Here is a 26,243-nt window from a genome sequence, read left to right on the forward strand (position 1 = left end):
GCGCCTCGGCGGTTATCTGCTTCGCTGGCCCAGCGTCAGCGAATCGAGCTGGAACTTGCCGCTCTTGTCCCAGAGCCAGGTATCGAGATACGTGTGGCCGCCCAGCTTGCCCGGCGAAGGCAGCGGCGACGTCGCCTTGATGAGCTCGGCAATCATCGGCGGCACTTCCGGGGCGTGGCTCGGCACGCGGCTGAAGGTCACGTTGGTCACCTTGCCGTCCGCGTCGATGTCGGTCTCGACCACCACCACGGCGTAGACCAGCGGCGGAATCTTTCCCTTGTAGATCCGGTTCGCGTACGCCTTGTAGATGTGGCGCGCGCCGGTCTTGCGGTAGGCGCGCACGGCGGGCGTCTGCGCGGTGATCAGGCGCACCGTCGGCACGTCGCTGCGGGCCGGCGCGCCTTCGTCGGCGGGCGCGGTGGCGCTCTTGCCGTCTTCGGTCTTCTCGGCGGGCTTGAGGAGCGAGCAGGCCCCCAGGACCAACGAAAGGGCCAGGACCGCGAAGGCGCGGCCAGCCCGGGGCAAGGTGCGATCGGAAAAAGCGGTCATGACGGTCATTCCAATCAGGCGCCCTGGTCCAGGTCGAGCACCACCGGGGCATGGTCGCTCGGCTTCTCCCATTTGCGCGGCACGCGGTCGATGACGCAGCCCTTCACGCGCGGCACCAGCGGCGCGCTCACGAGCACGTGGTCGATGCGCAGGCCCCGGTTCTTCTGGTAGCCGAGCATGCGGTAGTCCCACCACGAAAAGCTCTTCTCGGGCTGCTCGAACAGGCGAAAGCTGTCGGTCAGGCCCAATGCCAGCAGCGCCTTGAAATGGTTGCGCTCCTCGGTCGTGTGGTGGATCGTTTCCTTCAGGCCCACCGGGTCGAAGCTGTCGCGGTCTTCCAGCACGATGTTGAAGTCGCCCAGCAGCACGAGGTTCGGGTGCGCCACCAGCTCCTGCCGCAGCCATTCGCGCAATCCGTCCAGCCACTTCATCTTGTATTCGAACTTGTCGGTGCCCGGCGCCTGCCCGTTGACGAAGTAGCCGTTGACCACGCGCAGCGGGCCCGAGGGCGTCTCGATGGTGGCGGCGATCACGCGCGACTGGTCGTCCGTGAAGCCGCCGATGTTCTTCACCACGTCGCGCACCGGCGCCAGGCTCAGGATGGCGACGCCGTTGTAGGTCTTCTGTCCGAACACCGCGGCCTCGTAGCCGGCCGACTTGAGCACCTCCAGCGGAAACTTGTCGTCGGTCATCTTGAGCTCCTGCAGGCAGAGCACGTCGACCGGGTTGGCGATCAGCCAGTCGAGCACGTGCTGCAGGCGGGCCGTGAGGGAATTGACGTTCCAGGTGGCTATTTTCATGAATCGCTAAGCTGTTGATTTCAATGGTATTTGCGGAACGATACGCCGGATCGGCATCAAACCGTCCATCGGAATTGGCGGCGCGCGATGCCCGAGCCAGAAATGTACGTTGCCGCGCCGCGTGTGCCTTGTCGGATCACGGCCCAAACGTCATGCACGCACTGCCTGTTATCTACTGTTACTATGAGTAACCAAATCACGGATAGAGCTTTCCAGGCATGCCCAAAGGGGTTCCGAACCCAGCCGAGATGTACGGCATCTACACCAGGCCCTGGGGCTTCGAGGTGTCCATCGTCAGGTCCGGCGTGCGGCACCGCGAGGTGTTCGGCCGGGCCAGCTACGGCGGCATCGCGCAAGCCCTCGCGCACGCGCAACGCTGGCGCGATGCGCTCGTGAAAAGCCTGCCGCCGCCCACGCGCCGCTCCCGGGCCGAGAAGGTCCGGCCCAACAACAAGACCGGCGTACCCGGCGTGTTCCGCCTGCTCACACCCAGCGGAAAGATTCTCGGCTGGCTCGCCAAGACCTACATCGCCCACGACCAGATTTTGCGGGCGCTGTTTCTCGCGAGCGACCAGGGAAGCGCCGCGCGATCGATGGCAGTCCAGGAGCGCGGCCGGCAACTGGGCCAGATGTCGGGGCTGGCCAAGGTGCATCCTGCCGAAGAGGCGATCCGCAAGGCGCCCGCCCGTTCGTCCGCGAAGCTGCCGCCCAAGCGGTCGAAGTCCGAAATCGTCCGCAAGAACAACCGCAGCGGAGTTTCCGGCGTGACCTTCAAGTCGCCCCGGCCCAAGCACCCGGGCTACTGGATGGCCATCACCTACACCGCGGGGAAGGGCACGACGAGCAAGGCGTTCTCGGTCGCCGAACATGGCTACGACAAGGCCAGGACGCTCGCCGAGGCCGAGCGCCGGCGCCAACTGGCCCGCAAGAAACGCGAAAGCCGACAAGCCGAATGAAAACAGAGCAGATCGCAATTTCCGTCGCGTCCGGCATCGACGTCTCAGCCTTGGCAACAGCGCCGACCGATGTCGAAGCCTGCTTCGTCCTTGCGCACGGCGCGGGCGCGGGCATGGCGCATCCGTTCATGCACGCCGTTGCCGAGGGCCTGGCGCAGCGGCGCATCGCGACGCTGCGCTATCAGTTTCCGTACATGGAAAAAGGCATCAAGCGCGTGGATTCGCCGGCGCTTGCCCATGCCGCCGTGCGAGCGGCCGTCCGATGCGCCGCGCAGCGTTTCGATGGCGTTCGCCTGTTCGCCGGCGGCAAATCGTTCGGCGGCCGCATGACCTCGCAGGCCCAGGCGCTCGACCCCCTGCCGGGCGTCCAGGGCCTGATCTTTCTCGGCTTTCCATTGCATCCGGCCGGCGCCCCTTCCACCGATCGCGCGGCTCATCTGCACGACGTCGAGGTGCCGATGCTGTTCGTGCACGGCACGCGCGACAAGCTCGCGGAGCCCGAGCAGATGCGCCCCATGCTGCGCGGCCTGGGACCGCTGGCCACGTCGATGGAAATCGACGACGCCGATCACTCGTTCAGCGTCCCCAAGCGCAGCGGCCGCTCGAGCGAAGAAGCGCTGGACGAAGCGCTCGACGGCCTGGCGCTGTGGACGCAGGCCTGGCGCATCGGCTGACCGGCCAGCTGCCGTATCAGCTGGTGTATCAGCTGGCGAGGGCGCGCATCTCGGCGATGAGATCGGCCTTGCCCTCGAAGCCGATGCCCGGCAGCGGCGGCAGCGTGACGTAGCCGTCCTGCACCTTCACGCCGTCGGGGAAGCCGCCATAGGGCTGGAACAGGTCGGGGTAGCTCTCGTTGCCGCCCAGGCCCAGGCCCGCGGCGATGGCCAGCGACATCTGGTGCCCGCCGTGCGGAATGCAGCGCGAGGGCGACCAGCCGTGGTCCTTCAGCATGTCCAGCGTGCGCAGGTATTCGACCAGGCCGTAGCTCAGCGCGCAGTCGAACTGCAGCCAGTCGCGGTCGGGCCGCATGCCGCCGTGGCGGATGAGGTTGCGCGCGTCCTGCATCGAGAAGAGGTTCTCGCCCGTGGCCATCGGGCCCGCGTACACCTGGCCGAGCTTGGCCTGCAGTTCGTAGTCGAGCGGGTCGCCGGCCTCCTCGTACCAGAAGAGCGGGTACTGCGAGAGCGCGCGGCCGTAATCGATGGCCGTGGGCAGGTCGAAGCGGCCGTTGGCGTCCACCGCCAGCTGCTGGCCGGGGCCGAGGATCTTCAGGACCGACTCGATGCGTTCGCAGTCTTGCGCGAGCGTGGCGCCCCCGATCTTCATCTTCACGACCGAGTAGCCGCGCTCGAGATAGCTGGTCATCTCGCGCTGCAGGCCCTCGACGCCCTTGCCGGGGTAGTAGTAGCCGCCCGCCGCATAGACGAACACGCGCGGGTCGGGCGTGCCATTGCCGTAGCGCTCGGCCAGCAGCTGGTAGAGCGGCTTGCCGGCGATCTTGGCGACCGCGTCCCACACGGCCATGTCGATGGTGCCCACCGCCACCGAGCGCTCGCCGTGGCCGCCGGGCTTCTCGTTGATCATCATGCGGGCCCAGACCTTGTGGGGGTCGAGGTTCTCGCCGCTCTCGTCCAGCAGCGACGCCGGCTCGGCCTCGAGCAATCGCGGCAGGAAGCGCTCGCGGATCAGGCCGCCCTGGCCGTAGCGGCCGTTCGAGTTGAAGCCGTAGCCGATGACCGGCTTGCCGTCGCGGATCACGTCGGTGACCACGGCCACGAGGCTCAGGGTCATCTTGGAGAAGTCGATGTAGGCGTTGCGGATGTCCGACTTGATGGGACGCGTGGATTCGAGGATGTCGACGATTTTCATGAGGAGGGTGGGGGAGAATCTCCGCCGTGGTTCAAGGTGCAGTGCAGGAAGGCATGCATCTTTTTCCGGCGGGGCTCGCACCGTCCAATACTCCAATTGCATACAACTATTCATTCCACCGCGCTGCACATGGGCCCCGGCAACCGACCCCTCGATCTCGAATGGCTGGAAGACTTCCAGGCCCTGGCCGAGACCGGCAATTTCTCGCGCGCCGCGCAGGCCCGCTCCATCGCCCAACCCGCCTTCAGCCGGCACATCCGCGCGCTGGAGGAATGGGTGGGCGTCGACCTCTTCGACCGCAGCGCGCACCCGGTCGCGCTGACCGCGGCGGGCAAGCGCTTCCAGCCGCTGCTGCAGGAGGTGCTGGCCGGCCTGCAGGCGGCCCGCACCGAGGCCCGCCACGCGCACGACCTGGATGCGGCCAGCCTGAGCTTCGCGGCCACGCACGTGCTCTCGCTGACCTTCTTCACGCGCTGGCTCGGCAGCGTGGAGGCGCGGCTGAGCATGGGGCCGATCCAGACCATCTCCGACAGCTCGCAGGCCTGCGAAGACCTGATGCTGCAGCGCCGCGTGCAGTTCGTGCTGTGCCACGGCCATGCCGGCGCGCCCGGCCGGCTCGACGAGGCGCAGTACCCCGTGCAGCGCCTGAGCGACGACGTGCTGGTGCCGGTCGCGGCACCCGGTGCGGACGGCGCCCCGCAGCACGCGCTGGGCGCGGACCGCGCGCCTTCGGTGCTGGCGTACAGCGAGGCCTCGGGCCTCGGGCGGATCATGCGGTCGATCCAGGACAGAGAATTCGGCAAGGACTTCGCGCCGTCCCTCTCGGTGGTCTTCACGGCGCACCATGCGGCGCTGCTCAGGACCATGGCGCTCGAAGGGCGCGGCCTCGCGTGGCTGCCGATGAGCCTCGTGGCCGAAGACCTGCGCACCGGCGCGCTGGTCGATGCGGGTGCGGGCGGCTGGCGGGTGCCGGTGGACATCCGGCTGTACCGGCAGCTCGCGCCGATGCCGCCGGTGGCCGAGGCGCTGTGGGCATTGATCAGCGGCACCTCCGGCGGCAACTGAAAGCGGCCGCCGGACGATCGGCTGCATCTTCGATCCGCCAGGCTGTGGCGCGGCATGCGCAGGCCCCGAACAATGCGGGGACCGAACCGATGCCCACCCACGATGACCTCTCCCATCCAGCCGCGCTTCGACATCTACTCGAGCATCCACAAGGCGCTGCGCGCCCTCATGGCGGACACGCTGTTCAAGCTCGGCCGGATGGACCCTGACGATCCGCAGGACGTCGCGCGGACCGCCCGGGACGTGCGCCGGCTGCTCGACGTCTGCCGCGCCCATGCGGACCACGAGAACCGCTTCATCCATCCGCTGCTCGAAGTGCACGCGCCGGGCGCGAGCCGCGCGGTGGTCTACGAGCACGCCGACCATGACGAGGAGGCCGGGCGGATCGGCGCCGCGGCCGCCGGGTTGGCGACCTGCCACGCCGGTCAGCGGACGCTGGCGGCGGCCGCGCTGTACCGCAGCCTGGCGCTCTTCATCGCCAGCAACTTCGAGCACCAGCACCTGGAGGAAACCGTGCACAACGCGGTGCTGTGGACCCATTGCACCGACGCCGAGATCATGAACCTGCACCACGCCCTGACCGAATCCATCGCGCCCGAGGAGCTCCTGTTCATCCTGCGCTGGCTGGTGCCCGCCATGCCGCCCGCGGAGCGCACCGCGACGATGCGGAATCTTCGGCGCGCCGCGCCCGCCGCGTTCCAGGCGGCCATGGACATGCTGCAGGCCCATCTCTCCGATGGCGAGTGGTCCAGGCTTCTGCAGGGCCTCGCGCAAGAAGATCCGCAGGGGGTCGAAGCATGATCGGGCAGCTGCGGCCGGAAAGGCTTTTTCGATGGGCTGCGCGCACGCGTGCGCCACTGGTGCGCGAGGAGGTGGGCGCCCCCGAAACACCCGCCGAGGAACTCACCCGCGCCGCGATCGCGCGCCATTTCCTGCGCGGGCAGGGCCTGGAGATCGGCGCCCTGCACAACCCGCTGGCGCTGCCGCCCGGCGCCACCGCGCGCTACGTCGATGTCGCGCCGATCGAGGTCTTGCGGGAGCGCTTTCCCGAGGCCGCCGAGAGAATCCGCGCGCCCGACATCGTCGACGACGGCGAACTGCTGGCCACCGTGGCCGATGCGTCGCAGGACTTTCTCATCGCCAATCACCTGCTGGAGCATTGCGAGGACCCCATCGGCGCGATCGAGACCTTCGTGCGCGTCGTCAGGCCCGGCGGCATGATCTTCATGGCCGTGCCGGACAAGCGCTACACCTTCGACCTGCCCCGCGCGGTCACCAGCGTGGAGCACGCCATCCGCGATCACGTCTGGGGGCCCGGCGTCTCGCGGCGCGCGCACTACGAGGAGTGGCTGCGCGTGATCGACGGCAAGCGCGGCAAGGAGCTGGAGGCGCTGACCGAGGCCTTCATGCGGGAGCGGACCAACATCCATTTCCATGTGTGGACCGTGACCGAGATGTTCGCGCTCCTGCTGGCCGCCCGCAACGAAGTGGGGCTGCCTTTCGATATCAGGCTCGCGCACGTGGACCCGCCGCGGCTGGAGGTGGTGTGGGTGCTGGAGGTCACGAAGAAGGGCGCCTGAGCGCCGCCTTGCAGACGCGGCGGCCTGATACGCTCGCGGCTTCGCGACCGTTTCCCGCCCGCCTCATGCCCATCGTCCCTCGCCACAGGGCCGAAGCGAAGTACGACGCCCTGGTCGATACGTTGAGCTTCGAGCCGATCCTCAATTTCCAGGTCCGCTTCGGCCACGACTTCGCCATCGACATCGACAGCCGCAGCCGTGCGCCGCTCTATGTCTTCGCCGGCAAATCGTGCCATCTCCTGATGCGCGGCGGCGGCCCTTCGCTGCAGGTGGCGCATGGCGACGTGCTGTTCCTGCCCCACGGCGGCGGCCATCGCGTCTACGACAAGGAGGGCGCGCGGCCCATCCGCTTCGAGGACTTGCTGGCGCGCGAGATCGAGCGCAAGGGCTCGACCTACGCGGTGGACATGGACCTGGACCGCAGCGCCGACACCGTGGTGAGCGGGAGCTTCTTCTGGACGAAGGAGCTCGCGACCAATCCGTTCATCGCGCAGCTCCCGACGGTGATGCACCTGCAGAGCAGCAACAGCGCGCTGCCCTGGCTGCCGCCCATGACGGACCTGGTGCGCTGGATGTCGGACATCCGGCGCGGCGGCCGCGGCGTGGGCATGGCCGACACGGTGAACACGCTGATCCGCCACATCGTGCTGAGCCATCTCGAGCGCCAGGCGGCGCAACTGCCGGATGTCCCCGGCGCTCCGAGTGGGCAGGGTGCGACCGGCACGCCCGAGGGCGCCGCCGCGCCCCACGACGCACGGCTGATCGCGGCGCTGCATGTGATCCACACGCAACCCGAGCAGCCCTGGACGCTCGATTCGCTCGCCAGCCTCTGCCACATGGCGCGCACGACCTTCTCCACGCGCTTCCAGCAGCAGACCCGGCTCTCGCCCATGAGCTACCTGGCCAACTGGCGCATCCACCTGGCCGCGCGGCTGCTGCGCGAGCAGCGGCTGTCGCTCGACGAGGTGGCCGAGCGCGTGGGCTATTCGACCGGCGCGATCCTGGCGCGGGCCTACAAGCGGGTGCTGGGCACGTCGCCCCGAGGCGCGGGCGCGACCGACTGAACAGATTGAACGGAAGGGCTGAACGCCGGGCTGCGATGCCGGTGCTTTCGGCTGTGGGCAGCCGGCGCCGGGGGCGGAAGAATGCCGCCCATGTCTCTTCTCCTGAATCCGATGGATCACCCGATCTGTCTCGTCACGCCCGCTCACCTGCCGCCGGGCGGCACCTCCATCGCGCACCTTCCGTTCGTCATGTGGCTGGTCGACACCCTGCGGCCGCGCACGATCGTCGAACTCGGAACGCGGGATGCTGCCGTGTACTGCGCCTGCTGCGAGGTGGTGGCGAACCGCCGGCTTGCCACGCGTTGCCATGGCCTCGTCCTGCGCGAGTCCGGTGCCGGCGCGGACGCGCCCATTGCTGCGGCGCTGCGCGCCCATCACGATCCGCTCTACGGCCATTTCTCGCGCGTTGCGGAAGTCGCGGGTGGCGATCCGTCCGCCGCCTTCGATGACGCAGGCATCGACCTCCTGCACGTCGATCTCGGCCACCCGCTCGTGCGCCTGGACGACGCGCTCGCGCGGTGGCTGCCCCGCATGAGCCGCTCGGGCATCGTGCTGGTCCATGGCACCGAAGCGCCCGCCCTCGGGGGCGCACGGCACGAGCTCTGGATGGCCTTGCACCAGCGCCATCACGGCTTTCACTTCGCGCACGGCCACGGGCTGGGCGTGCTGTGCGTCGGCGCCGAAATTCCGCCGCCGCTGCGGGCGATGTGCGGCCTTGCCGACGAGGCGGCGACCGCGCTGCGCCTGGCCTTTTTCACGCTCGGCGCACGGCTGACCGCGCAGCTGAAGGCCGATGAATTGCGCGTGGCGCTCGAGCGCTCGGCGAAGGAGCGGCAGGCGCTTGCCGATCGCCTGCACGATGCAGTCGCCGGCCAGGCGCAGCGGGTGTCCGAGGCGGTGGCGCTGCGAAGCCAGGCCGAGGAGCGCGCCGCCGAGGTGCGCCACCGCGACGCCGCGGTCGATCGGCTCGAAGTGCGGATGCAGGCCCTGTCCGCGGAGCTGGCGCACAAGGAGAGCCTGGTCGGCCGGCTGAACGCCACGCTGGTGGCGCAGGGCGCGGAGCTCTCCACCATCCGCGGCAGCGTGGGATGGGCACTCGTGCAGCGCTACTGGGAACTGCGCGCGCGCTGGCTTCCGGCCGGCACGCGGCGCGGCGATGCCTATGAACGGCAGCGCAACCGCCTCCTGCGTTCCGGGCGGCACCTGCTGCAGGCGGCGGCGATGCAGCCCGGGCTTGCGCCGGGCATCCTGGCCGGCGGGCGGCTTTCCACCCCCCAGGCCGAGCGACCGTGGGAACAACCCCTCACGGGCCACAGCCACGCACGCCTCGGGCGGCGGATCCTGATCGTCGCGGAGCTGTCGATGCCGGCATGCAAGCGATACCGCGTCGACCAGAAGGTGGCGATGCTGGAGCGGCTGGGCTGCGACACCACCGTGCTCGACTGGCGCAGCGATGCGGCCTGCCACAACGCGCTGCAGTTCCACGGGCTCGTCATCTTCTACCGGGTGCCCGCGTTCGCGGAGGCCAGGCGCCTGGCGCGCGAGGCGCGCCGCCTGGGCATTCCCGGCTTCTACGACGTGGACGACCTGATCTTCGAGCTGGACGCGTACCGCGGCAGCCTGGAGGCGCTGGGCTTGCCGCGCAAGGAGCGCGAAGCGACGCTGGAGGGCGCGCGCCTGTACCGCGAGATGCTCGGCCTGTGCGAGCACGGCATCGCCAGCACGAGCCTGATCGCCCGCCAGATGCGCGCGCACGTGGCCGGCAGCGTCCACACCCTGGAGAACGGGCTGGACGAGACGATCCTGAAGCTCGTGCAGGAGACGGCCAGGTCGCCGCGCCCGTCCTTTGCCGCGGGCGATACGGTGACGATCGGCTACGGCAGCGGCTCCAGCACGCACGATGCGGACTTCGCCCTCGTCGCCGGTGCGCTGGCCGCGGTGATGAAGCGCCACGCCCACGTGCGCCTGGTGATCCACGGCATGCTCACGCTGCCCGAATCGCTCGCGGCCCATGCCGAGCGGATCTTCCGGATTCCGTTTCTCGACGCCGACGACTACCTGCGCGCGGTGGCCGGGTGGGACATCAACATCGCGCCGCTGGAGAACACCACCTTCAACCAGGCCAAGAGCAACATCAAGTTCATAGAGGCGGCCGCCTTCGGCGTGCCGAGCGTGTGTTCGGTCACCCAGCCGTTCGGCAGCGTCATCGCGCACGGCCAGAACGGCATGCTGGCGCGCAATCCGCGCGAGTGGGAAGAGGCGCTGATGCAACTGGTCGCGAGCGAGCCGCTGCGCCGCCGCCTGGGCGAGGAGGCCCATCGCACGGCCATGGCGCGCTATCACCCGGCCGTGCTGGCCGCGGGATCGATGCATTCCGTCGTCGCGCATCTTCCGGCGCCGCCCGCGCCCACGGGGCTGAAGGTGCTCGTGGCCAACGTGCTGTTCGCGCCGTTGAGCTTCGGCGGCGCCACCATCGTGGCCGAGCAGCTCGCCCGCGAACTCGCGCACGGCGGTTGCGACGTGACGGTGTTCACCGGCCTCATGCAGCCGGTGCTGGCGCCCTACCAGGTCGTGCGCTACGAGGCGCTCGGCCTGCCGGTGATCGCCGTGCAGCTGCCGGTCGGCGGCGAGGCGGCCCTGGAGCACCGCAACCCGGTGATGAAGGAGATCTTCGTGCAGGCGCTTCGCACGCTGCGCCCGGACGTGGTCCACCTGCATTCGATCCAGTGGCTGAGCGCCTCGCTGGCCGAGGCCTGCGTGGAGGAGGGCGTTCCCTACGTCATCACGCTGCACGATGCGTGGTGGCTGTGCGAGCGCCAGTTCATGGTGCGCGAGGACCAGCGGTACTGCGGCCAGAAGACCGTCGACCTGCGCACCTGCTCCAGGTGCGTGGCCGACAGCGCCCATACCTACAAGCGCAGCTTCTACCTGCGGCAGGTGCTGGACGAGGCCGCGCTGCTGCTCACGCCCAGCGAGTTCCAGCGCCAGCTGTACATCGCCAACGGAACGGACCCCTCGCGCATCGTCGTCAACAAGAACGGCGTGCTGCTGCCGGCGCGGCCGCGTGCGCCGCGCGAGCCCGGCACGCCCGTGCGCTTCGCCTACCTGGGCGGACGCGCAGTGCACAAGGGCTATTTCTGGCTCAAGGAAATCCTCGAATCGATGCCCGAATCGGACTACGTGCTGCGCATCACCGACATCGCGCAGCGCATGGGCCCGCCGTCCATCCACGCGAGCGAATGGCAGGCCGCGGGACGCATCGAGGTGACGCCGCCCTACGACCAGAGCGGCATGGACGACTTCTTCGACGGCGTCGACGTGCTGCTCATTCCATCGCAATGGAAAGAAAGCTTCGGCCTGGCCGCACGCGAGGCGCTGGCGCGCGGCCTCTGGGTCATCACGACGGCCTCGGGGGGCGTGGTCGAGGACATCGTGGACGGGGTGAACGGCGCGATCGTGCCGATCGGCGACGCCGACGCATTCAGGGCCGCCATCCTCGATGCGATGGCCGATCCCGCGAAGCGGGGCGATGTGCGCCATCCGGCGGCCGACGGCATCCGCGGCTACCGCACGCAGGCGCGCGAGCTCGAAGGCCTGCTCTCGGGCCTCGCGCCGAGCCGGGACAGTGAACAGCCCGAACAGCGCGCGCACCTGGCGCAACTCGCGCGATCGGCCGTGACCACTTCCAGCCTCGGCATCGGCATCGGCCTCGACGCGCGAACGCCGGGCCGTGTTTTCGCGCCTTCGGGCTGTGGTCCGCTGCAGCTGTCTCTTGAAGAATCGTCCGCTTGCGGAACTGGTCTATCCGCCCTTGTTTAACTGGCGGACAGTGACCGTGTCCGTATGGGATGAGATATGAGTTCTTCAGGCAGCACGAGGCGCGAGATGATGGCGCGCGCAATGGCGGTCAGCGTGACCGCGCTTGCGACGGCTTGCGGCGGCGGGGGCGGAGGTGGCGGCGGGATCGGTTTCCCCGTCGGCGGCGGTGGCGTGCCCGAGGGCGGGGGCGAGACCGGAGGGATGCCGCTGGCCAAGCGGTCGGAAGCCACATGGCGGCTGCACGACAAATACGAGGAACTGCTCGCGAGCGATACGCCGGACCCCTTCGTCGCGCTGAGCCAGTGGGCCTTGACCCAGCCCGAGTTCGACCAGGCCGGCCCGGGCAACGGCTCCATGTGGGCGCGTTTCACCGACGGGCGCTACTTCGCCTACACCGACAACTGGCGGAAAGTGGATGTCCCCCCGGTAGCGGCTCCCACGCTGCGCGCGGCCGCCCCGAAGGCCGCGCAAAAAGGCGTGGTGCCCGACAGCGACCTGGCCGTGATCATGTCGGCTCAGGCAGAGGAGTTCGAGGAGGTCAAGGTGTATCAGCAACTCGATGCCGCCGCCCTGAAGGAGCGGGGCTGGCGCATGCACGGCGATCGATCTTTCCTGGTCGAGACGTTGCTCGCATTGAAGGGCCAGAAGATCGGCATCTTCTATGTCGCGGCGCATTCGGCCGTCATCGGCCAGACCGGGCGCGAGCAGTTCGGCTGGTTCTCCGAAACCCGCGCCACCGACGAGAACGAGGCCAGGTACAAGGCCGATTTCGACGCCGGCATCCTGATCTATCACCGCAACCGGGACCGCGCCAAGGAGGAAAGAGACGATGCCCCGCCGCCCGTCTACGGAATCACCGCGGGGTTCATCGTCAAGTACCTCTCGTTCTCGGAGGGCTCGCTGGTCGTTTCGCTTTCCTGTGAATCGGGCTCGCCGGCGGCCATCTCGTTCCGCGACGCGCTGACGCAGGCCGGTGCCGGCACGATCATCGCGTGGGACGGCAACAGCAATGCCTACGGCGCGGTCTCGATGCGGTACATGTTCGACCGCCTCACGGGCGTCAACGCCTGGGACCCGGCCGATCCGACGAACCGTGCGTACGAACTGGACGACGTGTGGACCTTCATGCGCGAGAAGACGGATGGCGGGGTGTTTCCTAATCTGCTCATCACGCCGAACGTGGACAAAAAGCGCCCGGGGCCCGATGCGGTGATCAAGCGCTTCGGCAATGGCTTCGACCTGTCCAATCCCGTGATCACCGAGCTGGAGATGGACTACGGGGACAAGCTGGTCATCCACGGCAACTTCGGCACGACCCTGGGCGGCGTGACCGTCGGCGGTGCGCAGTTGAGCGTGGCCGAGAAGGACTGGAAGAACGACCGCATCGAACTCACGTTGCCCACCGGCACGGGCGATCCGGCCGGCTCGCATGGCGAGGTGGTCGTGACGGCGCGCAAGCGCAAGAGCAACCGGCGCGTGCTGACCTCATGGCGCGGCAATATCAGCTACGTGCTGGAGGACAGGCCCTCGGGCTCCGACGAGGGGGAGTTGACGGTCAAGCTCGATGTCGAGGTGCACCTGCGCGGCGACGCCCACGCGATGCGCACCGAAGTCGACGGCACGGTCAAGCCAGTGGGCTGGAATCTCCACCTGGCATCGGACAGCAAGGCCAGCTACCGGGCGGCCGGAACGCGCACCGATTCCGCAGGCAACGTGATCAGGAGCTACGCCGGCGCGGGGCAACTGACCTACACCGACGTTCCCGAGTCGCGGTCGGGCAGCAATTTCTCGATGATCGCCCGGGTCGACGCGCTGCAAAAGCGGCTGGAACTGTGTCCCTTCCAGCCCTTGGCCAACCTCATTTCCCAAACCGACGCGAGCGGCAACAAGACCGAGCGCCCGCTCATCATTCCGTCGAATCTGCTGGGCTTCTGGGACGAGGACGGAACGCTGCAGGACAAGATGCCGCTCATCTACGGAACCTACCTGGCGTACGACGCGAATGCGAACGTGCAGCCTTACGAGAAGGCGATCACCCAGGAGCACAACCAGCTCGTGCTGGTGAGGACGACGGCAACCGCCATGGTGGCTTCCCCGCCGTTCGACGACACCGTGGGACGCTAGGCCCGGGAGGCGCCGGTTGGCGCAGCGACAGGGCGATGTCCTGCATTCCCCGTCGCCGGTGGCTGGCGGAAGCGCTGCCCGGGCCGCCGAAGAATGGAACATCAAAGAGGAGATTTCCCATGAGTTCCACGCCGAAGCACCAGGGCCAACAAGGCACGCAGCGCCCCCACGAGGAGCCCGAGATCACGCAGGAGGAGTCCGTGCCCAGCGACGGCACCGACACCGAGGGCGAGAAGCTGATGAAGGACGTGCGCAACCACAAGCTGCACGACGCGGGCCCGGCCGAAGACCGGACACCCGCGAAGTCGGGCGACGGCAGGTCCTGAGCGTCAAGCTGCGGCATGAGCACCAGCAACGTGGCCGACGTGGCCGGCATGGCCGACGCGGCCATCGCCGATGCCGGGCAGACGGCGACAGTGCCCGGCGCGTCGGCTTCGCTCTGGCAGCGCAGCCGCCGCTGGGTGCTGCCACTGGTGGGCATCGCGATCCTCGGCCTCCTGCTCTCGCATGCGCACAAGGTGGACTGGGCCGGCGCCTGGCATGCGTTGCAACGCTACTCGCCCTGGCTGCTGCTCGGTGTGCTGGGCCTGGCCACCGCAAGCCACGTGCTGTACGGCTGCTTCGACCTGATCGGGCGGAGCCACACGCGCCATCCGCTGCCGCGCTGGCGCACCTGGGCGATCGCGGTCACCAGCTACGCCTTCAACCTCAACCTCGGCTCATTGGTAGGCGGCATCGCGATGCGCGCGCGCTTGTATGCGCGCGCGGGCCTGGACGAAGCCGCCGTGGCGCAGATCGTCGGCCTCAGCCTCGCGACCAACTGGCTCGGCTACGGGCTGCTCGCCGGCGGGCTGTTCGCGGCCGGCGCCATCGCGCCGCCGAGCCGCGCGCCCATCGGATCGGGCGCGCTGCGTGCGATCGGCGTCGTGATGATTCTTCTGGCCGTGGCCTATGTCGTGGCCTGCGCGGTCTTGCGCGGCCGCGAATGGCGCGTGAGAAACCGGCGGCTGAAATTTCCGAGCGCACGGCTCGCGATGGTGCAGCTGGCGCTGTCGACCACGAACTGGGCGCTGATGGGTTCGGCGATGTACTTGCTGCTCGGCCAGCAGGTGCCGTATGCGACCACGCTGGGCGTGTTGATGGCCGCATCGATCGTCGGTGTGATCACGCCGATTCCCGCGGGGCTCGGGGTGCTCGAAGCGGTGTATCTCGCGCTGCTGTCAGGCACCGTGAAGCAGGGTGCGCTGATGGGGGCGGTGCTCGCTTACCGCGCGCTTTATTACCTGTTGCCGTTGGCCGGCGGGTTGGTGCTCTATGTGTTCCTGGAGCGGTATGCGTCGAGCCATCCGCTGGACAACGCGCAGCCCTGACGCGGATGAAAAAAGCCGCGTGAACTCATAACTCGATGAATGCCGACGTGGCCTTGTTGAGCGCCAGCTTGCCCTTGGCGGTGATCGATTCGACCTGCGCGAGCTGGCGAATCGCGCGCTCGTGGGGCGTGCGCTCGGAAGGCGGAATGAACGCGGTGACCAGGTCGGCCGCGCGCAGCACGCGCAGCCTGTCGATGTCTGCGGGCGTGTGGATCACATAGGGCAATCTCTGCTCCGAAATCACCCGAAGAAACTCCATGGACATGAGCCGTCTCCTTGTCTTGATGGCGGTTCGGACATTGTGCGCACAAACAATTAGCTGTGGCTAATCCCTCTGCCGGGCATGCCCTTTTGACACTTGTACGGAAGTTTTCACTTTGTGCGCGCAGTGCGTGCGCAACCGTTTGCCGCTGCACTGCAGCAAGCTATCTGCTGGCTTGAAGCGGCCAGGCGGTGGTGTCGGGCATGAGGATGTGCCAGTGCACCGGATCGATCCCCTCGAAGGTCGCGCGGTAGCGATCGGCGCGCCGCCCTTCGTCGGTCACGTCGCGGATCACGATGCTGTCGATGCGCTGCGGGTTCGCCCGCCACACCTGCGCGTAGATCTCCGGATCGGCCTCGCCCGAATCGCCCACGAGCACGAAGCGGCGCTGCGGAAATTCGGTGAGCAGCCGGTCGATCACGCCCAGCTTGTGCGCGCGCGAATCCTCCGCGCCGGGGATCAGCGTGCGCCACGTGGTGCTCTCGCGCAGGTGCATGCTGCCGGCGGGAAAGTCGTTGTCGCGAACGAAATCCGCGAGCGCGGGATAGAGCTGCATCGGGCTCGCCGAGAGATAGTGAAAGCGCGTGTCCGGCACCTGCGCGAGCGCGCGGTAGTACGCCGCCATGCGGGGCGCCGCCTCGAAGCGGCGCGCGAAGGTGTTCAGCAGCATCTCGCGCCGGTCGCGCACCTGCGTGCGCTTGATGGTGTCGTCGATGTCCGAGATCACCGACACGCCCTCTGCAGGCACCACCAGCGCCTGCCCCCTGAAGCGGGGGATCAGTTCGCCTGGCCCCGTCACGCCGTGGAACTGCAGCCACTGCACCGGCGCCGTGGTGCGCGGCGCATCGACCACCAAGCGCAGGTTGGTGCGGCCGTCCGCGGTCGAGGCCGGCATCTTCACGCGGGTCTGCGTGCCGTCGAAGACGATGTCGATCAGCTTGCCTTCTTCCGATTCGGCATGGAACAGCGCGGTGCGCTGGTTGAAGCGCAGCCGCGCCGTGGGCGAGAGCTTCTTGAGGTTCAGCCCGAGGTAGCGCGCCAGCGCGGCGTCCAGGCCCCAGCGCCGTTCGCGCTCGAAGATCCAGGCGTGGATGTCGACCTCGAGGCGGCCGTCGGCGGTGGGCCGCGCCGTGCCGGGCATGAAGAGCGCTTCTTCATCGGCCTCGAGCGGCTCGGCGGCCCGCAGCGCCTGCATCGGCGCAAGGCCCGCGAGCAAGGCCGCGCCCATCACCACGGACCGGCGCTTCAGTTGGAGCGCGGGCGGGTGGATGGGGCTGTCGTCGCTCATGCGTTCGCGGCGGCGATGCGTTCGTAGGTCACGAAGCTGTAGGGCAGACCGTCCTTGGCCGAGACGTGCGATGTGCGCTGCGTCTCGCGCCATGCCGCGCTGTCGAGCACGGGCGCGTGTGCATCGCCTTCGTAGTCGCGCGCAATCTCGGTCACGACCGCGCGCTGCGCCAGCGGCTCGGCCTCGGCGTAGATCTGCGCGCCGCCGATCACCCACACCTCGGGCGATGCGGCCTCCGCGCAAAGCGCGAGCGCATCGCGAAGATGACCCACCGGCAGCGCCCCTTCCGCGCGCCAATCGGCCTGCCGCGTGACCACGATGTTCTGTCGCCCCGGCAGCGGACGAAAGCGCGGCGGCAGCGAATCCCAGGTCTTGCGGCCCATGATCACCGGCGCGCCGGCGGTCTGCTGCTTGAAGTGCGCCATGTCCTCGGGCAGGTGCCACGGGATCGTGCCGTTGGCGCCGATGACGCCATTGGCGGCGCGGGCGTAGATGAGGTTGATGCGGGCACTCATGCGCTCAGACCGCGACCGGCGCCTTGATCGGATCGCCGTGCTTGTAGTCGAGCACCTCGAAGTCCTCGTACTGGTAGCCGAAGATCGAATCGGGCTTGCGCTTGATGTTCAGCGTGGGGTAGGGGTACGGATCGCGGCTGAGCTGCAGCTTCACCTGCTCGGCGTGGTTGCTGTAGATGTGGCAGTCGCCGCCGGTCCAGATGAAGTCGCCCACATCGAGGTCGCACTGCTGCGCGACCATGTGCGTGAGGAGCGCGTAGCTCGCGATGTTGAAGGGCACGCCCAGGAAGATGTCGGCACTGCGCTGGTAGAGCTGGCAACTGAGCTTGCCGCGCTCGCCCTCGGCCTGCGGCGGCGCGACGTAGAACTGGAAGAACGCATGGCAGGGCATGAGCGCCATCTTGGAGAGCTCGGCCACGTTCCAGGCGCTCACGATGATGCGGCGCGAATCGGGGTTGGTCTTCAGGGTCTTGATGACGTCGGAGATCTGGTCGATGTGCCCGCCATCGGGCGTGGGCCAGCTGCGCCACTGCACGCCGTACACCGGACCCAGGTCGCCGTCCTCGCGCGCCCATTCGTCCCAGATGGTGACGCCGCGTTCCTTCAACCAGTTGTTGTTGCTCGAGCCGGTCAGGAACCACAGCAGTTCCTGGATGATGGATTTGAGGTGCACCTTCTTCGTGGTCACCAGCGGAAAGCCCTCGTTCAGGTCGAAGCGCATCTGGTGGCCGAACACGCTCTTGGTGCCCGTGCCCGTGCGGTCGCTCTTGAACACGCCGTGGGTGTCCACGTGGCGCATGAAGTCTTCGTACTGGGAGCGGACGGGGCGGGTGGGCGTGGAGGTCATGGACGGACTGGGATAAGGGGCTGTCAGGGGCGGTTTTTTGGATTTTAAGTGCCACCGCTTAGCATGGCGGCCATGAGCCAAGACCACCCCACGGACAGCCATGAACACGGCCGCGACCACAGCGAACTCGGCGAGATGGACCTGCGCGTGCGCGCTCTGGAAAGCGTGCTCACGCAGAAGGGCTACATCGACCCCGCCGCGCTCGACGCGCTGATCGACACCTACCAGACCCGCATCGGCCCGCGCAACGGCGCTCGGGTGGTGGCGCGGGCCTGGGTCGACCAAAGATTCCACGACTGGCTGATGGCCGATGCCACGGCCGCCATCGCATCGCTCGGCTACACAGGCCGGCAGGGCGAGCACATGGTGGCGGTGCAGAACACGGGCGAGCAGCACCACATGGTCGTGTGCACCCTCTGCAGCTGCTACCCGTGGCCCGTGCTCGGCCTGCCGCCCACCTGGTACAAGAGCGCGCCCTACCGCTCCCGCGCCGTGAAGGACCCGCGCGGCGTGCTGGCCGACTTCGGCACCACGCTGCCCGAGACCACGCGCATTCGCATCTGGGACTCGACCGCCGAGGTGCGCTACCTCGTGATTCCGCAGCGGCCCGCGGGCACGGAGGAAATGAGCGAAGAGGAGCTCGCCGCGCTGGTCTCGCGCGATTCGATGATCGGCACGCGTCTGGTCGAAGCGCCCTCGGCGGGGAGCGCCGCATGAGCTACGTCACGCATGCCGACCTCGGCGGCCAGCCCGGCTTCGGCCCGGTCACGCCCGAGCCCGAGGGCGAACTCTTTCACGCCGATTGGGAGCCGCGCGCGCTGGCCCTCACGCTCGCGATGGGCGCGACCGGCTCATGGAACATCGATGCGAGCCGTGCCGTGCGCGAGACGCTGCCCGACTATCGCGACCTGAGCTACTACCAGATCTGGCTCGGTGCGCTGGAGCAGTTGATGCTGCAGCGCGCGCAGGTCTTCCCCGACGAGATCGCGACCGGCGAGATGAAGCATCCGCCCGCGCCGGTCGCCCGCGTGCTGCAGGCCGCGAACGTGCCCGCGGTGCTCGCCAAGGGCTCGCCCACCGAACGCCCCGAGCCGGGGCCCGCGCGCTTCGCCGTCGGGCAGGCGGTGCGCATGCACCTCGGCAAGGTCGACCATCACACGCGGCTGCCGGGCTATGTGCAGGGCAAGCGCGGCACGATCGAGCACATCCACGGCGCGCACGTGTTCGCCGATGCGCATGCGCAAGGCCTGGGCGAACAGCCGCAGTGGCTCTACACGGTGGTCTTCGAGGAGGCCGAGCTCTGGGGCGAGCAAGCGGTCACACAGAATCTCTCCGTGTCGGTCGATGCGTGGGAGAGCTATCTGGAAGCGGTCGCATGACGGGGGGCATGCCACCGCTGCCGCTCGCACCCGGCATGCCGCGCGATGCCGACGGCCCGGTGTTCAAGGAGCCCTGGGAAGCACAGGCTTTCGCGATGACGCTCGCGCTGCACGAGCGCGGCCTCTTCACCTGGGTCGAGTGGGCCGAGGCGCTGGCATCGGAGATCGCCGCCGCGCAGGCTGGGGGTGATCCCGACACCGGCGATACCTATTACCGCCACTGGCTCGCCGCGCTCGAAGGCCTCGTGGCCCGCAAGGGCGCGAGCTCGGGCGACGAACTCGCGCGCTACCGCCACGCCTGGGACCACGCGGCCGACCGCACGCCGCACGGGCAGCCGATCGAGCTGCGCGGCGAAGACTTTCCCGGCTAGACGCGGATCACGCGCCCCGGGTTCAGCGTGTTCTTCGGATCGAGCCCGCGCTTGATCGCCCGCATCATCTCCAGCGCCACCGGCGACTTGTGCTTCTCGAGCTTGTCGACCTTGAGCGACCCCACGCCATGCTCGGCCGAGAACGAGCCGCCGAACTTCTCGACCGCGTCGTACACCAGCGTGTTGATGCGGTCCTCTTCGTTCTTCAGGAAGGCCTTGGTGTCGATGTTCTCCGGTGCCTGCACGTTGTAGTGCAGGTTGCCGTCGCCCAGGTGCCCGAAGTTCACCAGGCGCACGCCGGCGATCTCGCGTTGGAGCAGCGCATCGGTCTCTGCCACGAAGGCCGGAATGCGCGACACCGGAATCGAGATGTCGTGCTTGATGTTCAGACCTTCCTCGGCCTGCGCGAGCGGAATGCTCTCGCGGATGTGCCAGAGCTGGTGCGCCTGCGTGAGGTTCTCGGCCACCACCGCGTCGGTCACGCAGCCGTCTTCGAAAGCGGTCTCCAGCAGTGCCTCGAAGCGCGCGCGCGCGTGGTCTTCGGATTCGCTGTCGGAGTTCTCCAGCAGCACGCAGTAGGGCACAGCTTCATCGGCGATGAAGGGCACGCGCAGCTGCGGCATGTGCTTGTCGACCAGGCTCAGCGCGAACTTGCCCATCACCTCGAAGCCCGTGAGCCCCGAGCCCAGGTGCTTGTGCGCGAGGCCCAGCAGCGTGACCGCGTGGTCCAGCGAAGGCACTGCCGCCCAGGCCGTGAGCTGCGCGGCCGGCAGCGGGTAGAGCTTCATGGTCGCGGCGGTGATGATGCCCAGCGTGCCTTCGCTGCCGATCATGAGGTCGCGCAGGTCGTAGCCCGTGTTGTCCTTGCGAAGGCCGCTCGTGCCCTCCCAGATTTCGCCCTGCGGCGTGACCACTTCCAGGCCCAGGCAGAGCTCGCGCGTGTTGCCGTAGCGTACGACCTGCGTGCCGCCCGCGTTGGTCGCGAGGTTGCCGCCGATGGTGCAACTGCCCTCGGCCGCGAGACTCAGCGGGAACAGGTAGCCCGCTTTCTCCGCGGCATCCTGCAGCGTCTGCAGGATGCAACCGGACTCGACCGTCATCGTGAGGTTGGCGCCGTCGATGGCGCGGATCGCGTTCAGCCGCTGCAGGCTCAGCACCACCTGCGTGCCGCTGTCGTCGGGAATCGAGCCGACCGCCAGGCCCGTGTTGCCGCCCTGCGGCACGATGGCCGTGCCGGCCGCGGCGCAGGCCTTGACCACGTCGGCCACCTGCTGCGCATTCGCGGGGCGCACCACCGCGAGCGACTTGCCGCGCGAGCGCTTGCGCCAGTCCTGCTCGTAGGCGGTGAGGTCGCCCTCGTTGAGCACATGCGTCGGGCCGACGATGGCGCGCAATTGGTCGATCAGTGCAACGGAAGAAGAAGTCATTGGGCGGAAGCCTCCAGTTGGCGGGCAGCGGCAGCGGCCTTGGCATGGCGCAACCGCAGGCGCACATGCCACGCGCAGGCTGCGAAGAGCACCAGGCACAGCAGCACCTCGACCAGCGCGAGCACCTGCCCCACGCCGTTGGTGTCGCTCCAGGCGCGCACCACGCCCTCGGTGAAATAGAGCCAGATCATCAGGCTGACCCAGCGGTAGGTGTACATGCGGTTCTTGTAGAGCCCCGCGAGCGGAATCACCAGCGGCAGCACCTTCAGCGCGAGCAGCGAGCCGCCGGGCCGCAGCGGCGCGAGCCACAGCTCCCAGGCCAGGCCCAGCACGATCAGCCCGACGAGGCTGCCCACGGCAAGCCATCTGGTGGCGCGGACGGAAGAGGGCGGAAGCGGCGAATTGGGTTGCATGGGCGGACACCGCGGAACCGGCTTCGCCGGGCCGCTGGTGTTGCCCCCGGAAGGGGGGTGGCGCAGCGACACGAAGTGCGCGGAGACTGGGGAGAGTTCAGATCCTATGATACCGGCCATGAATCGTCGGCAGCTTTGGAGGGATCTTTCGCGTTTTCCGTGGCGCAACACCGCTGCGGTATTGGGCGAGCGCTTTCGCGAAGACCGCCTCGGGTTGACGGCCAGCAGCCTGACCTTCACCACGACCATCGCGATGGTCCCGTTCTTCACGGTGGCGCTCGCGCTCTTCACCGTGTTCCCGATGTTCGCCAAGATGCAGGGCCGCCTGCAGCGATGGCTCATCGAGAGCCTGATTCCCGACAACATCGCGCGCCAGGTGCTCGGCTACCTGAACCAGTTCGCGAGCAAGGCCAGTGGCCTCGGGATCGCGGGCCTGATCGTGCTGCTGATCACCGCCATCGCGCTGATCCTCACGATCGACAAGACGCTCAACAACATCTGGCGCGTGCGAACGCCGCGGCCCTTCGCGCAGCGGGTGCTGATCTACTGGGCGGCCATCACGCTCGGGCCGGTGATCCTCGCGGTGAGTTTGTCGACCACCTCTTATGTGGTCTCGGCCACGAGCGACGTGGTGGGGCGCGGCATGGTCAAGCTGTTCTTCGACACCTTCGAATTCGTGCTGCTCGCGGTCGGCATGGCCTCGCTCTACCACTACGTGCCCAACACCAACGTGCGCTGGTCGCACGCCTGGGCCGGCGGCATCTTCGTGGCGGCGGCCATCGAGATCGCCAAGCGCGTGCTGGCCTACTACCTGAGCCTCGTGCCGACCTATTCGGTGCTGTACGGCGCGTTCGCGACCTTCCCGATCCTGCTGGTGTGGATCTACGTGGCGTGGGTGATCGTGCTGCTCGGCGCGGTCATCGCGGCCTACCTGCCGAGCCTGCTCACGGGCGTGGCGCGGCGCGGCGGCGCGGCGGGCTGGCCGCTGCAGCTGGCCATGGAAACGCTGCAGCACCTGGCGCGCGCGCAGGCCACGCCGGCCAAGGGCATCGGCGCGGGCGAACTGGTGACGCGCATGCGCGTCGATGCGCTGCAGCTCGTGCCGGTGATCGAGACGCTGGTCGCGCTCGACTGGATCGCGCCACTGGCCGAGGAGCCCGCCAACGAAGACCCGCGCTACGTGCTGCTGGCCGACCCCTCGACATCCATCGAGCCGCTGCTCAAGGAACTCCTGATGCCGCAGGCCGAGCCGCTCGAAGACCTCTGGCAGAAAGGCCCGCTGCGGTCTCTCCGCCTGGGCGACGTGCTGCTGATCTAGCGGGATCGCCCGAGTCTTCAGTTCGCAACGCCGCCGGCATTCCTGAGGGATTGCGTTGCAGCAGCGGTGTGCTGCGCCTGCGCCAGCTCGCGGCGGCGGCATGTGGATGAGCGCATCTCGACAGGTCTCGCGCAATGAGCAATGTGGCCTGCTCGCCTGCGCATGCAGGGTGCCTGCATCGCGATCGATGCGCGTTGCGCTTGATCGCCTGAGCCCCTGCGGCAACGAACTTTGAATTGCGCGGCCTTCGCTTGCCGCGGGAATTTTCCACGCTCTGTCCAACGGCTTTTCAAGCAATCGGGCGTTTGACCATTGTTTGCAATGGTGCGGCTCCGCACACAGCAGACTGCCCGTCCTGAATCAAATGGAGGGAAAAGGATGGCGCATACCTTGGCCATACAGAGCGCGGCGATCCCCGTGATCGCGGGCCGGCCTGCGCTGGAGCCGGCGCGCCTTTCGGGCCACGAGGGCCTGAACGCGCTGTTCGAATACGAACTGCTTCTGAAGACCCCCGATGCCTTGAACCTCGGGGCGAGCGGTGCCGCCGACTTCGACCTCGACAGCTTCATCGGCCGCGAGATCACCTGCAACATCCAGCTGGACGGCGCGGGGCAATTCGTTGCGGGCGCTGTCGGTGCATCGGTCGATCACATCGGCGCGGGCGTGCGTCAGATCAATGCGCTGATCACCGACGCCGCCATGTGGGGCGAAGAGGGCCGCCACGTCCGGTACAGGCTCACGCTGCGCCCGTGGTTGCACCTTGCCACGCTGACCACCGACTGCAAGATCTTCCAGAACAAGACCGTTGCCGAGGTGCTGGACGAACTGCTGGCCGGCTACGACTTCGCCGTCGACAAACGCCTGATCGAGACCTACCCGCCACGCGATTACCAGACGCAGTTCAACGAGAGCGATTTCGAGTTCTTCAGCCGCCTGTGCCAGGAATGGGGCATCAGCTATTTCTTCGCGCACAGCGAAGGCATGCACCGCCTCGTGCTCATCGACAACATGGGCGCGTACAACAAGAACGCGAGCGCTGCCTACCAAGAGGTGGAGTACCACGCCCCGGGCTGGAAGCTGGATGCCGAGTACGTGCACAGCTTCGTGCCGCACAGCCAGCTCACCAGCGGCAGGTACGCGACGCGCGACTACGACTACACGCGCCCGAGGGCTGACTTGAGCGTCGGCCGCAGCGATCCGCGTCCGACGGGTCAGGCCGATGGCGAGATTTACCAGTGGCATGCCGGCCAAGCCGGCAGTCACTACGTGCAGCCGCGCGCGGGCAGGGCCGAGGCCAATGACCCGCAAGGCGAAGGCCGCCAATTGGCGCTGCTGCGCATGCAGGCGCTGCGCACCCACGGTGCGCGCGCCAGGGCCAGTGGCAACCTGCGCGGCATGGTCCCTGGCTGCAGCTTCGAGCTGCGCAAGCATCCGCGCCAGAAGGCCAATGCCGAGTACCTGATCCTGGGCACGCAACTGCTGATCGAGGATGTGGCGCTGGACAGCCAGATCAAGGAGGCCGTACCCGACAGAGGCCAGCGCTGGAAGGTCGAAGTGGACTTCACCGCGCATCCGATGGCAGAGCCACTGCGGCCGGTGCTCCTGCAGGCCAAGCCCTTCACGCACGGGCCGCAATCCGCGCTGGTGGTCGGCCCCGAGGGGCAAAACCTCTGGACCGACGAACTGGGCCGCATCAAGGTGCAGTTCCCGTGGGACCGCCTCGGACCCAAGAACCAGCACAGCACCTGCTGGATTCGGGTATCGAGCCCGTGGGCGGGCAACCAGCTGGGCGGCGTGCACATTCCGCGCATCGGCCAGGAGGTGATCGTCGACTTCATCGGCGGCGATCCGGACCTGCCGGTGTGCACTGGGCGGCTGCACAACCAGGGCAACCTGCCGCCGTGGGCGTTGCCAGGGCAATCGGCGCTGAGCGGCTTCAGGAGCCGAGAGCTGACCCCGGAGGGCGGCAACAGCGCGGCCGGCCGCAGTAACAGCCTCACGATGGACGACACAGCTGGAAAGATTCAAGTCCAGCTCAAGAGCGACCACCAGCACAGCCAGTTGAGCCTGGGACATATCACCCGTGTGGAAGGCAATGCAGGCCGCAAGGACGCTCGGGGCGAAGGGTTCGAGTTGCGTACAGACGGGCACGGCGTCCTGCGCGCCAAAGACGGCCTGCTCGTCACCACCGAGGGGCGTCCCAACGCCCAGGCCCACCTCACCGACATGGGCGAGACCGTTGCACGCCTGACGCAGGGTCGCGATCTGCACGAGTCGCTGGGCAGTGCTGCGCAGGAAGCCAAGGCGCAGGATGCGGGCGATCAGGATGAAGTCGCCAGGACGCTCAAGAACCAGAACGACGCCATCAAAGGCGCAGGCAAGCAAAGCAGACCCGAAGCGGGCCAATTCCCTGAACTCGACGAGCCACACCTCGTGCTGGCCTCGCCTGCGGGCATCCAGAGCACCAGTGCGCAAAGCACCCATGTGCAAGCCGGCGAGCATGTGGCACTCACCAGTGGTGCGCACACCAGTATCTCGGCGGGCCAGAGCTTTTTGGTCAGTGCCAAGCAGGCGCTGCGGTTCTTTGCGTACAAGGCAGGCATTCGGTTGTTCGCGTATGGCGGTGACATCGACATCAAGGCGCTCAAGGACAGCATCAGCATCATTGCCAGGCTGAACATCGTCCAGGTGGCCAACAAGATCACCATCACCGCCAAGGAGGAGCTGGTGCTCAATGGTGGTGGAAGCTACATCTGCCTGAATGCCGCAGGCATTGAGGAAGCCACGACCGGGAAGCACGTCGAGTACGCCGCGACGCACAGCATGGTCGGGCCGAAGAACGCGCCCACCATCCCCGTGGACGGAAGCTCCAGCCTGAAGGACGTCAAGACGACACGCACCTTCGTGCTGCGCTCGCATGCCGAAGATGGGCGCGCCATCGCGATGGAGCCCTACACGCTCTACAAGGATGGCGCAGAGGTCAAGAAAAGCGTCACGGATGCGCTGGGTCAAGTGTTGATCGAGGACCACCAGGAAGGCACAGGCGCTTACCAGGTCAAGCTGACCAATGGCAACGAGTTCGAGCTGCCGGTCACAGCGCGGTTGAAGAGCGTCGACCAAAAGCTTGCCGCCCATGGCTACCGCGCTGCCCAGGATGACCTCGGCGACCGCCGGCAGCACTACCAGCACCGCCAGGGCGGCCCCGACGAAACCTGAGCCGACGAGAC

General features: G+C 67.9%; 24 protein-coding genes. 15 read left to right on the top strand and 9 right to left on the bottom strand.

What is annotated here, in order from left to right:
* Window positions 1-12 precede the first annotated feature (12 nt).
* Both JC881_RS21975 and xth read right to left on the bottom strand, forming a co-directional pair.
* Entirely contained in the window at window positions 13-549 is a 537-nt protein-coding gene (locus JC881_RS21975; RefSeq protein WP_198787801.1) for a hypothetical protein, read from the bottom strand.
* A gap of 14 nt (window positions 550-563) precedes the next feature.
* Window positions 564-1,349 carry an exodeoxyribonuclease III gene (gene xth, locus JC881_RS21980; protein ID WP_198787802.1) on the bottom strand — a complete coding sequence of 262 codons (786 nt, stop codon included), beginning with the start codon at window positions 1,347-1,349 and terminating at the stop codon, window positions 564-566.
* A 218-nt stretch (window positions 1,350-1,567) separates the two neighbouring features.
* Here xth and JC881_RS21985 point away from each other — a divergent pair, with 218 nt between their 5' ends.
* Together JC881_RS21985 and JC881_RS21990 are read left to right on the top strand one after the other, a co-directional pair.
* Complete coding sequence (locus JC881_RS21985; protein WP_233101958.1) at window positions 1,568-2,305, top strand: AP2 domain-containing protein; 738 nt, start codon at window positions 1,568-1,570, stop codon at window positions 2,303-2,305.
* On the top strand, window positions 2,302-2,979 hold the full coding sequence (locus JC881_RS21990; RefSeq protein ID WP_198787803.1) for an alpha/beta hydrolase family protein: 678 nt from the start codon (window positions 2,302-2,304) through the stop codon (window positions 2,977-2,979). Before JC881_RS21985 ends, JC881_RS21990 begins: the two co-directional genes overlap by 4 nt.
* 28 nt (window positions 2,980-3,007) lie before the next feature.
* Here JC881_RS21990 and JC881_RS21995 read toward each other — a convergent pair whose 3' ends face one another.
* The gene (locus tag JC881_RS21995) at window positions 3,008-4,174 is read right to left on the bottom strand and encodes a mandelate racemase/muconate lactonizing enzyme family protein (RefSeq protein ID WP_198787804.1); all 1,167 of its coding nucleotides are present in this window, start codon (window positions 4,172-4,174) and stop codon (window positions 3,008-3,010) included.
* Between the two features lie 129 nt (window positions 4,175-4,303).
* Here JC881_RS21995 and JC881_RS22000 point away from each other — a divergent pair, with 129 nt between their 5' ends.
* The 8 genes from JC881_RS22000 (at window position 4,304) to JC881_RS22035 (ending at window position 15,196) form a co-directional block, all read left to right on the top strand.
* Entirely contained in the window at window positions 4,304-5,239 is a 936-nt protein-coding gene (locus JC881_RS22000; RefSeq protein ID WP_198787805.1) for a LysR family transcriptional regulator, read from the top strand.
* Window positions 5,240-5,341: 102 nt separating this feature from the next.
* A complete protein-coding gene (locus tag JC881_RS22005) occupies window positions 5,342-6,040 on the top strand; it encodes a hemerythrin domain-containing protein (RefSeq protein WP_233101959.1) in 699 nt (232 codons plus the stop codon).
* A gap of 71 nt (window positions 6,041-6,111) precedes the next feature.
* Entirely contained in the window at window positions 6,112-6,819 is a 708-nt protein-coding gene (locus JC881_RS22010) for a class I SAM-dependent methyltransferase (protein WP_198787807.1), read from the top strand.
* Between the two features lie 65 nt (window positions 6,820-6,884).
* The gene (locus JC881_RS22015; RefSeq protein ID WP_198787808.1) at window positions 6,885-7,883 is read left to right on the top strand and encodes an AraC family transcriptional regulator; all 999 of its coding nucleotides are present in this window, start codon (window positions 6,885-6,887) and stop codon (window positions 7,881-7,883) included.
* A 90-nt stretch (window positions 7,884-7,973) separates the two neighbouring features.
* Window positions 7,974-11,702: a glycosyltransferase gene (locus JC881_RS22020; RefSeq protein WP_198787809.1), complete on the top strand. Its 3,729-nt coding sequence runs from the start codon at window positions 7,974-7,976 to the stop codon at window positions 11,700-11,702.
* A gap of 66 nt (window positions 11,703-11,768) precedes the next feature.
* Window positions 11,769-13,826 carry a hypothetical protein gene (locus tag JC881_RS22025; RefSeq protein ID WP_198787810.1) on the top strand — a complete coding sequence of 686 codons (2,058 nt, stop codon included), beginning with the start codon at window positions 11,769-11,771 and terminating at the stop codon, window positions 13,824-13,826.
* A gap of 119 nt (window positions 13,827-13,945) precedes the next feature.
* Window positions 13,946-14,152 (top strand): hypothetical protein, encoded by a 207-nt coding sequence (locus tag JC881_RS22030; RefSeq protein WP_198787811.1) that lies wholly within the window; start codon window positions 13,946-13,948, stop codon window positions 14,150-14,152.
* Between the two features lie 15 nt (window positions 14,153-14,167).
* Window positions 14,168-15,196 carry a lysylphosphatidylglycerol synthase domain-containing protein gene (locus tag JC881_RS22035; protein WP_233101961.1) on the top strand — a complete coding sequence of 343 codons (1,029 nt, stop codon included), beginning with the start codon at window positions 14,168-14,170 and terminating at the stop codon, window positions 15,194-15,196.
* 25 nt (window positions 15,197-15,221) lie between these two features.
* Here the strand turns inward: JC881_RS22035 and JC881_RS22040 are convergent, their stop codons facing one another.
* From JC881_RS22040 to JC881_RS22055, 4 genes are all read right to left on the bottom strand, one after another.
* A complete protein-coding gene (locus JC881_RS22040; protein WP_198787812.1) occupies window positions 15,222-15,461 on the bottom strand; it encodes a hypothetical protein in 240 nt (79 codons plus the stop codon).
* Between the two features lie 160 nt (window positions 15,462-15,621).
* Window positions 15,622-16,746, bottom strand: a complete 1,125-nt coding sequence (locus tag JC881_RS22045) for a phosphatidate phosphatase App1 family protein (protein ID WP_198787813.1) — start codon at window positions 16,744-16,746, stop codon at window positions 15,622-15,624.
* Window positions 16,743-17,261 carry a dihydrofolate reductase gene (locus JC881_RS22050; RefSeq protein ID WP_198787814.1) on the bottom strand — a complete coding sequence of 173 codons (519 nt, stop codon included), beginning with the start codon at window positions 17,259-17,261 and terminating at the stop codon, window positions 16,743-16,745. Before JC881_RS22050 ends, JC881_RS22045 begins: the two co-directional genes overlap by 4 nt.
* A 4-nt stretch (window positions 17,262-17,265) precedes the next feature.
* Window positions 17,266-18,108 carry a thymidylate synthase gene (locus JC881_RS22055; RefSeq protein WP_198787815.1) on the bottom strand — a complete coding sequence of 281 codons (843 nt, stop codon included), beginning with the start codon at window positions 18,106-18,108 and terminating at the stop codon, window positions 17,266-17,268.
* 72 nt (window positions 18,109-18,180) lie between these two features.
* Here JC881_RS22055 and nthA point away from each other — a divergent pair, with 72 nt between their 5' ends.
* From nthA to JC881_RS22070, 3 genes are read left to right on the top strand one after another with little or no spacing between them, the layout of a single operon-like run.
* Entirely contained in the window at window positions 18,181-18,825 is a 645-nt protein-coding gene (nthA, locus tag JC881_RS22060) for a nitrile hydratase subunit alpha (protein WP_443083366.1), read from the top strand.
* A complete protein-coding gene (gene nthB / locus JC881_RS22065) occupies window positions 18,822-19,487 on the top strand; it encodes a nitrile hydratase subunit beta (protein WP_198787816.1) in 666 nt (221 codons plus the stop codon). Before nthA ends, nthB begins: the two co-directional genes overlap by 4 nt.
* Window positions 19,484-19,858, top strand: a complete 375-nt coding sequence (locus tag JC881_RS22070) for a nitrile hydratase accessory protein (protein ID WP_198787817.1) — start codon at window positions 19,484-19,486, stop codon at window positions 19,856-19,858. The genes nthB and JC881_RS22070 overlap by 4 nt, the downstream gene beginning before the upstream one ends.
* Here JC881_RS22070 and JC881_RS22075 read toward each other — a convergent pair.
* Entirely contained in the window at window positions 19,855-21,285 is a 1,431-nt protein-coding gene (locus tag JC881_RS22075; RefSeq protein ID WP_198787818.1) for an FAD-binding oxidoreductase, read from the bottom strand. The genes JC881_RS22070 and JC881_RS22075 overlap by 4 nt on opposite strands.
* Window positions 21,282-21,698 carry a DUF2069 domain-containing protein gene (locus tag JC881_RS22080; protein ID WP_198787819.1) on the bottom strand — a complete coding sequence of 139 codons (417 nt, stop codon included), beginning with the start codon at window positions 21,696-21,698 and terminating at the stop codon, window positions 21,282-21,284. The genes JC881_RS22075 and JC881_RS22080 overlap by 4 nt, the downstream gene beginning before the upstream one ends.
* Window positions 21,699-21,804: 106 nt before the next feature.
* Between JC881_RS22080 and JC881_RS22085 the strand changes: the two genes are divergently transcribed.
* Together JC881_RS22085 and JC881_RS22090 are read left to right on the top strand one after the other, a co-directional pair.
* Window positions 21,805-23,016, top strand: a complete 1,212-nt coding sequence (locus JC881_RS22085; RefSeq protein WP_198787820.1) for a YihY family inner membrane protein — start codon at window positions 21,805-21,807, stop codon at window positions 23,014-23,016.
* Window positions 23,017-23,337: 321 nt separating this feature from the next.
* Window positions 23,338-26,232 (top strand): type VI secretion system Vgr family protein, encoded by a 2,895-nt coding sequence (locus JC881_RS22090; RefSeq protein ID WP_233101962.1) that lies wholly within the window; start codon window positions 23,338-23,340, stop codon window positions 26,230-26,232.
* Window positions 26,233-26,243 lie beyond the last annotated feature (11 nt).

Source organism: Variovorax sp. IB41 (genome assembly GCF_016405905.1).
GTDB lineage: Bacteria > Pseudomonadota > Gammaproteobacteria > Burkholderiales > Burkholderiaceae_C > Variovorax.

Bases quoted from the DNA above. Each gene is read 5' to 3' on its own strand.
- nthA (WP_443083366.1), top strand. From the start codon at position 18,181: ATGAGCCAAGACCACCCCACGGACAGCCATGAACACGGCCGCGACCAC.
- JC881_RS22035 (WP_233101961.1), top strand. From the start codon at position 14,168: ATGAGCACCAGCAACGTGGCCGACGTGGCCGGCATGGCCGACGCGGCC.
- JC881_RS21985 (WP_233101958.1), top strand. From the start codon at position 1,568: ATGCCCAAAGGGGTTCCGAACCCAGCCGAGATGTACGGCATCTACACC.
- JC881_RS22030 (WP_198787811.1), top strand. From the start codon at position 13,946: ATGAGTTCCACGCCGAAGCACCAGGGCCAACAAGGCACGCAGCGCCCC.
- nthB (WP_198787816.1), top strand. From the start codon at position 18,822: ATGAGCTACGTCACGCATGCCGACCTCGGCGGCCAGCCCGGCTTCGGC.
- JC881_RS22080 (WP_198787819.1), bottom strand. From the start codon at position 21,698: ATGCAACCCAATTCGCCGCTTCCGCCCTCTTCCGTCCGCGCCACCAGA.
- JC881_RS22005 (WP_233101959.1), top strand. From the start codon at position 5,342: ATGACCTCTCCCATCCAGCCGCGCTTCGACATCTACTCGAGCATCCAC.
- JC881_RS22040 (WP_198787812.1), bottom strand. From the start codon at position 15,461: ATGTCCATGGAGTTTCTTCGGGTGATTTCGGAGCAGAGATTGCCCTAT.
- JC881_RS22055 (WP_198787815.1), bottom strand. From the start codon at position 18,108: ATGACCTCCACGCCCACCCGCCCCGTCCGCTCCCAGTACGAAGACTTC.
- JC881_RS21975 (WP_198787801.1), bottom strand. From the start codon at position 549: ATGACCGCTTTTTCCGATCGCACCTTGCCCCGGGCTGGCCGCGCCTTC.
- JC881_RS22045 (WP_198787813.1), bottom strand. From the start codon at position 16,746: ATGAGCGACGACAGCCCCATCCACCCGCCCGCGCTCCAACTGAAGCGC.
- JC881_RS22085 (WP_198787820.1), top strand. From the start codon at position 21,805: ATGATACCGGCCATGAATCGTCGGCAGCTTTGGAGGGATCTTTCGCGT.
- xth (WP_198787802.1), bottom strand. From the start codon at position 1,349: ATGAAAATAGCCACCTGGAACGTCAATTCCCTCACGGCCCGCCTGCAG.
- JC881_RS22050 (WP_198787814.1), bottom strand. From the start codon at position 17,261: ATGAGTGCCCGCATCAACCTCATCTACGCCCGCGCCGCCAATGGCGTC.
- JC881_RS21990 (WP_198787803.1), top strand. From the start codon at position 2,302: ATGAAAACAGAGCAGATCGCAATTTCCGTCGCGTCCGGCATCGACGTC.
- JC881_RS22090 (WP_233101962.1), top strand. From the start codon at position 23,338: ATGGTGCGGCTCCGCACACAGCAGACTGCCCGTCCTGAATCAAATGGA.
- JC881_RS22025 (WP_198787810.1), top strand. From the start codon at position 11,769: ATGATGGCGCGCGCAATGGCGGTCAGCGTGACCGCGCTTGCGACGGCT.
- JC881_RS22075 (WP_198787818.1), bottom strand. From the start codon at position 21,285: ATGACTTCTTCTTCCGTTGCACTGATCGACCAATTGCGCGCCATCGTC.
- JC881_RS22020 (WP_198787809.1), top strand. From the start codon at position 7,974: ATGTCTCTTCTCCTGAATCCGATGGATCACCCGATCTGTCTCGTCACG.
- JC881_RS22015 (WP_198787808.1), top strand. From the start codon at position 6,885: ATGCCCATCGTCCCTCGCCACAGGGCCGAAGCGAAGTACGACGCCCTG.
- JC881_RS22070 (WP_198787817.1), top strand. From the start codon at position 19,484: ATGACGGGGGGCATGCCACCGCTGCCGCTCGCACCCGGCATGCCGCGC.
- JC881_RS22000 (WP_198787805.1), top strand. From the start codon at position 4,304: ATGGGCCCCGGCAACCGACCCCTCGATCTCGAATGGCTGGAAGACTTC.
- JC881_RS21995 (WP_198787804.1), bottom strand. From the start codon at position 4,174: ATGAAAATCGTCGACATCCTCGAATCCACGCGTCCCATCAAGTCGGAC.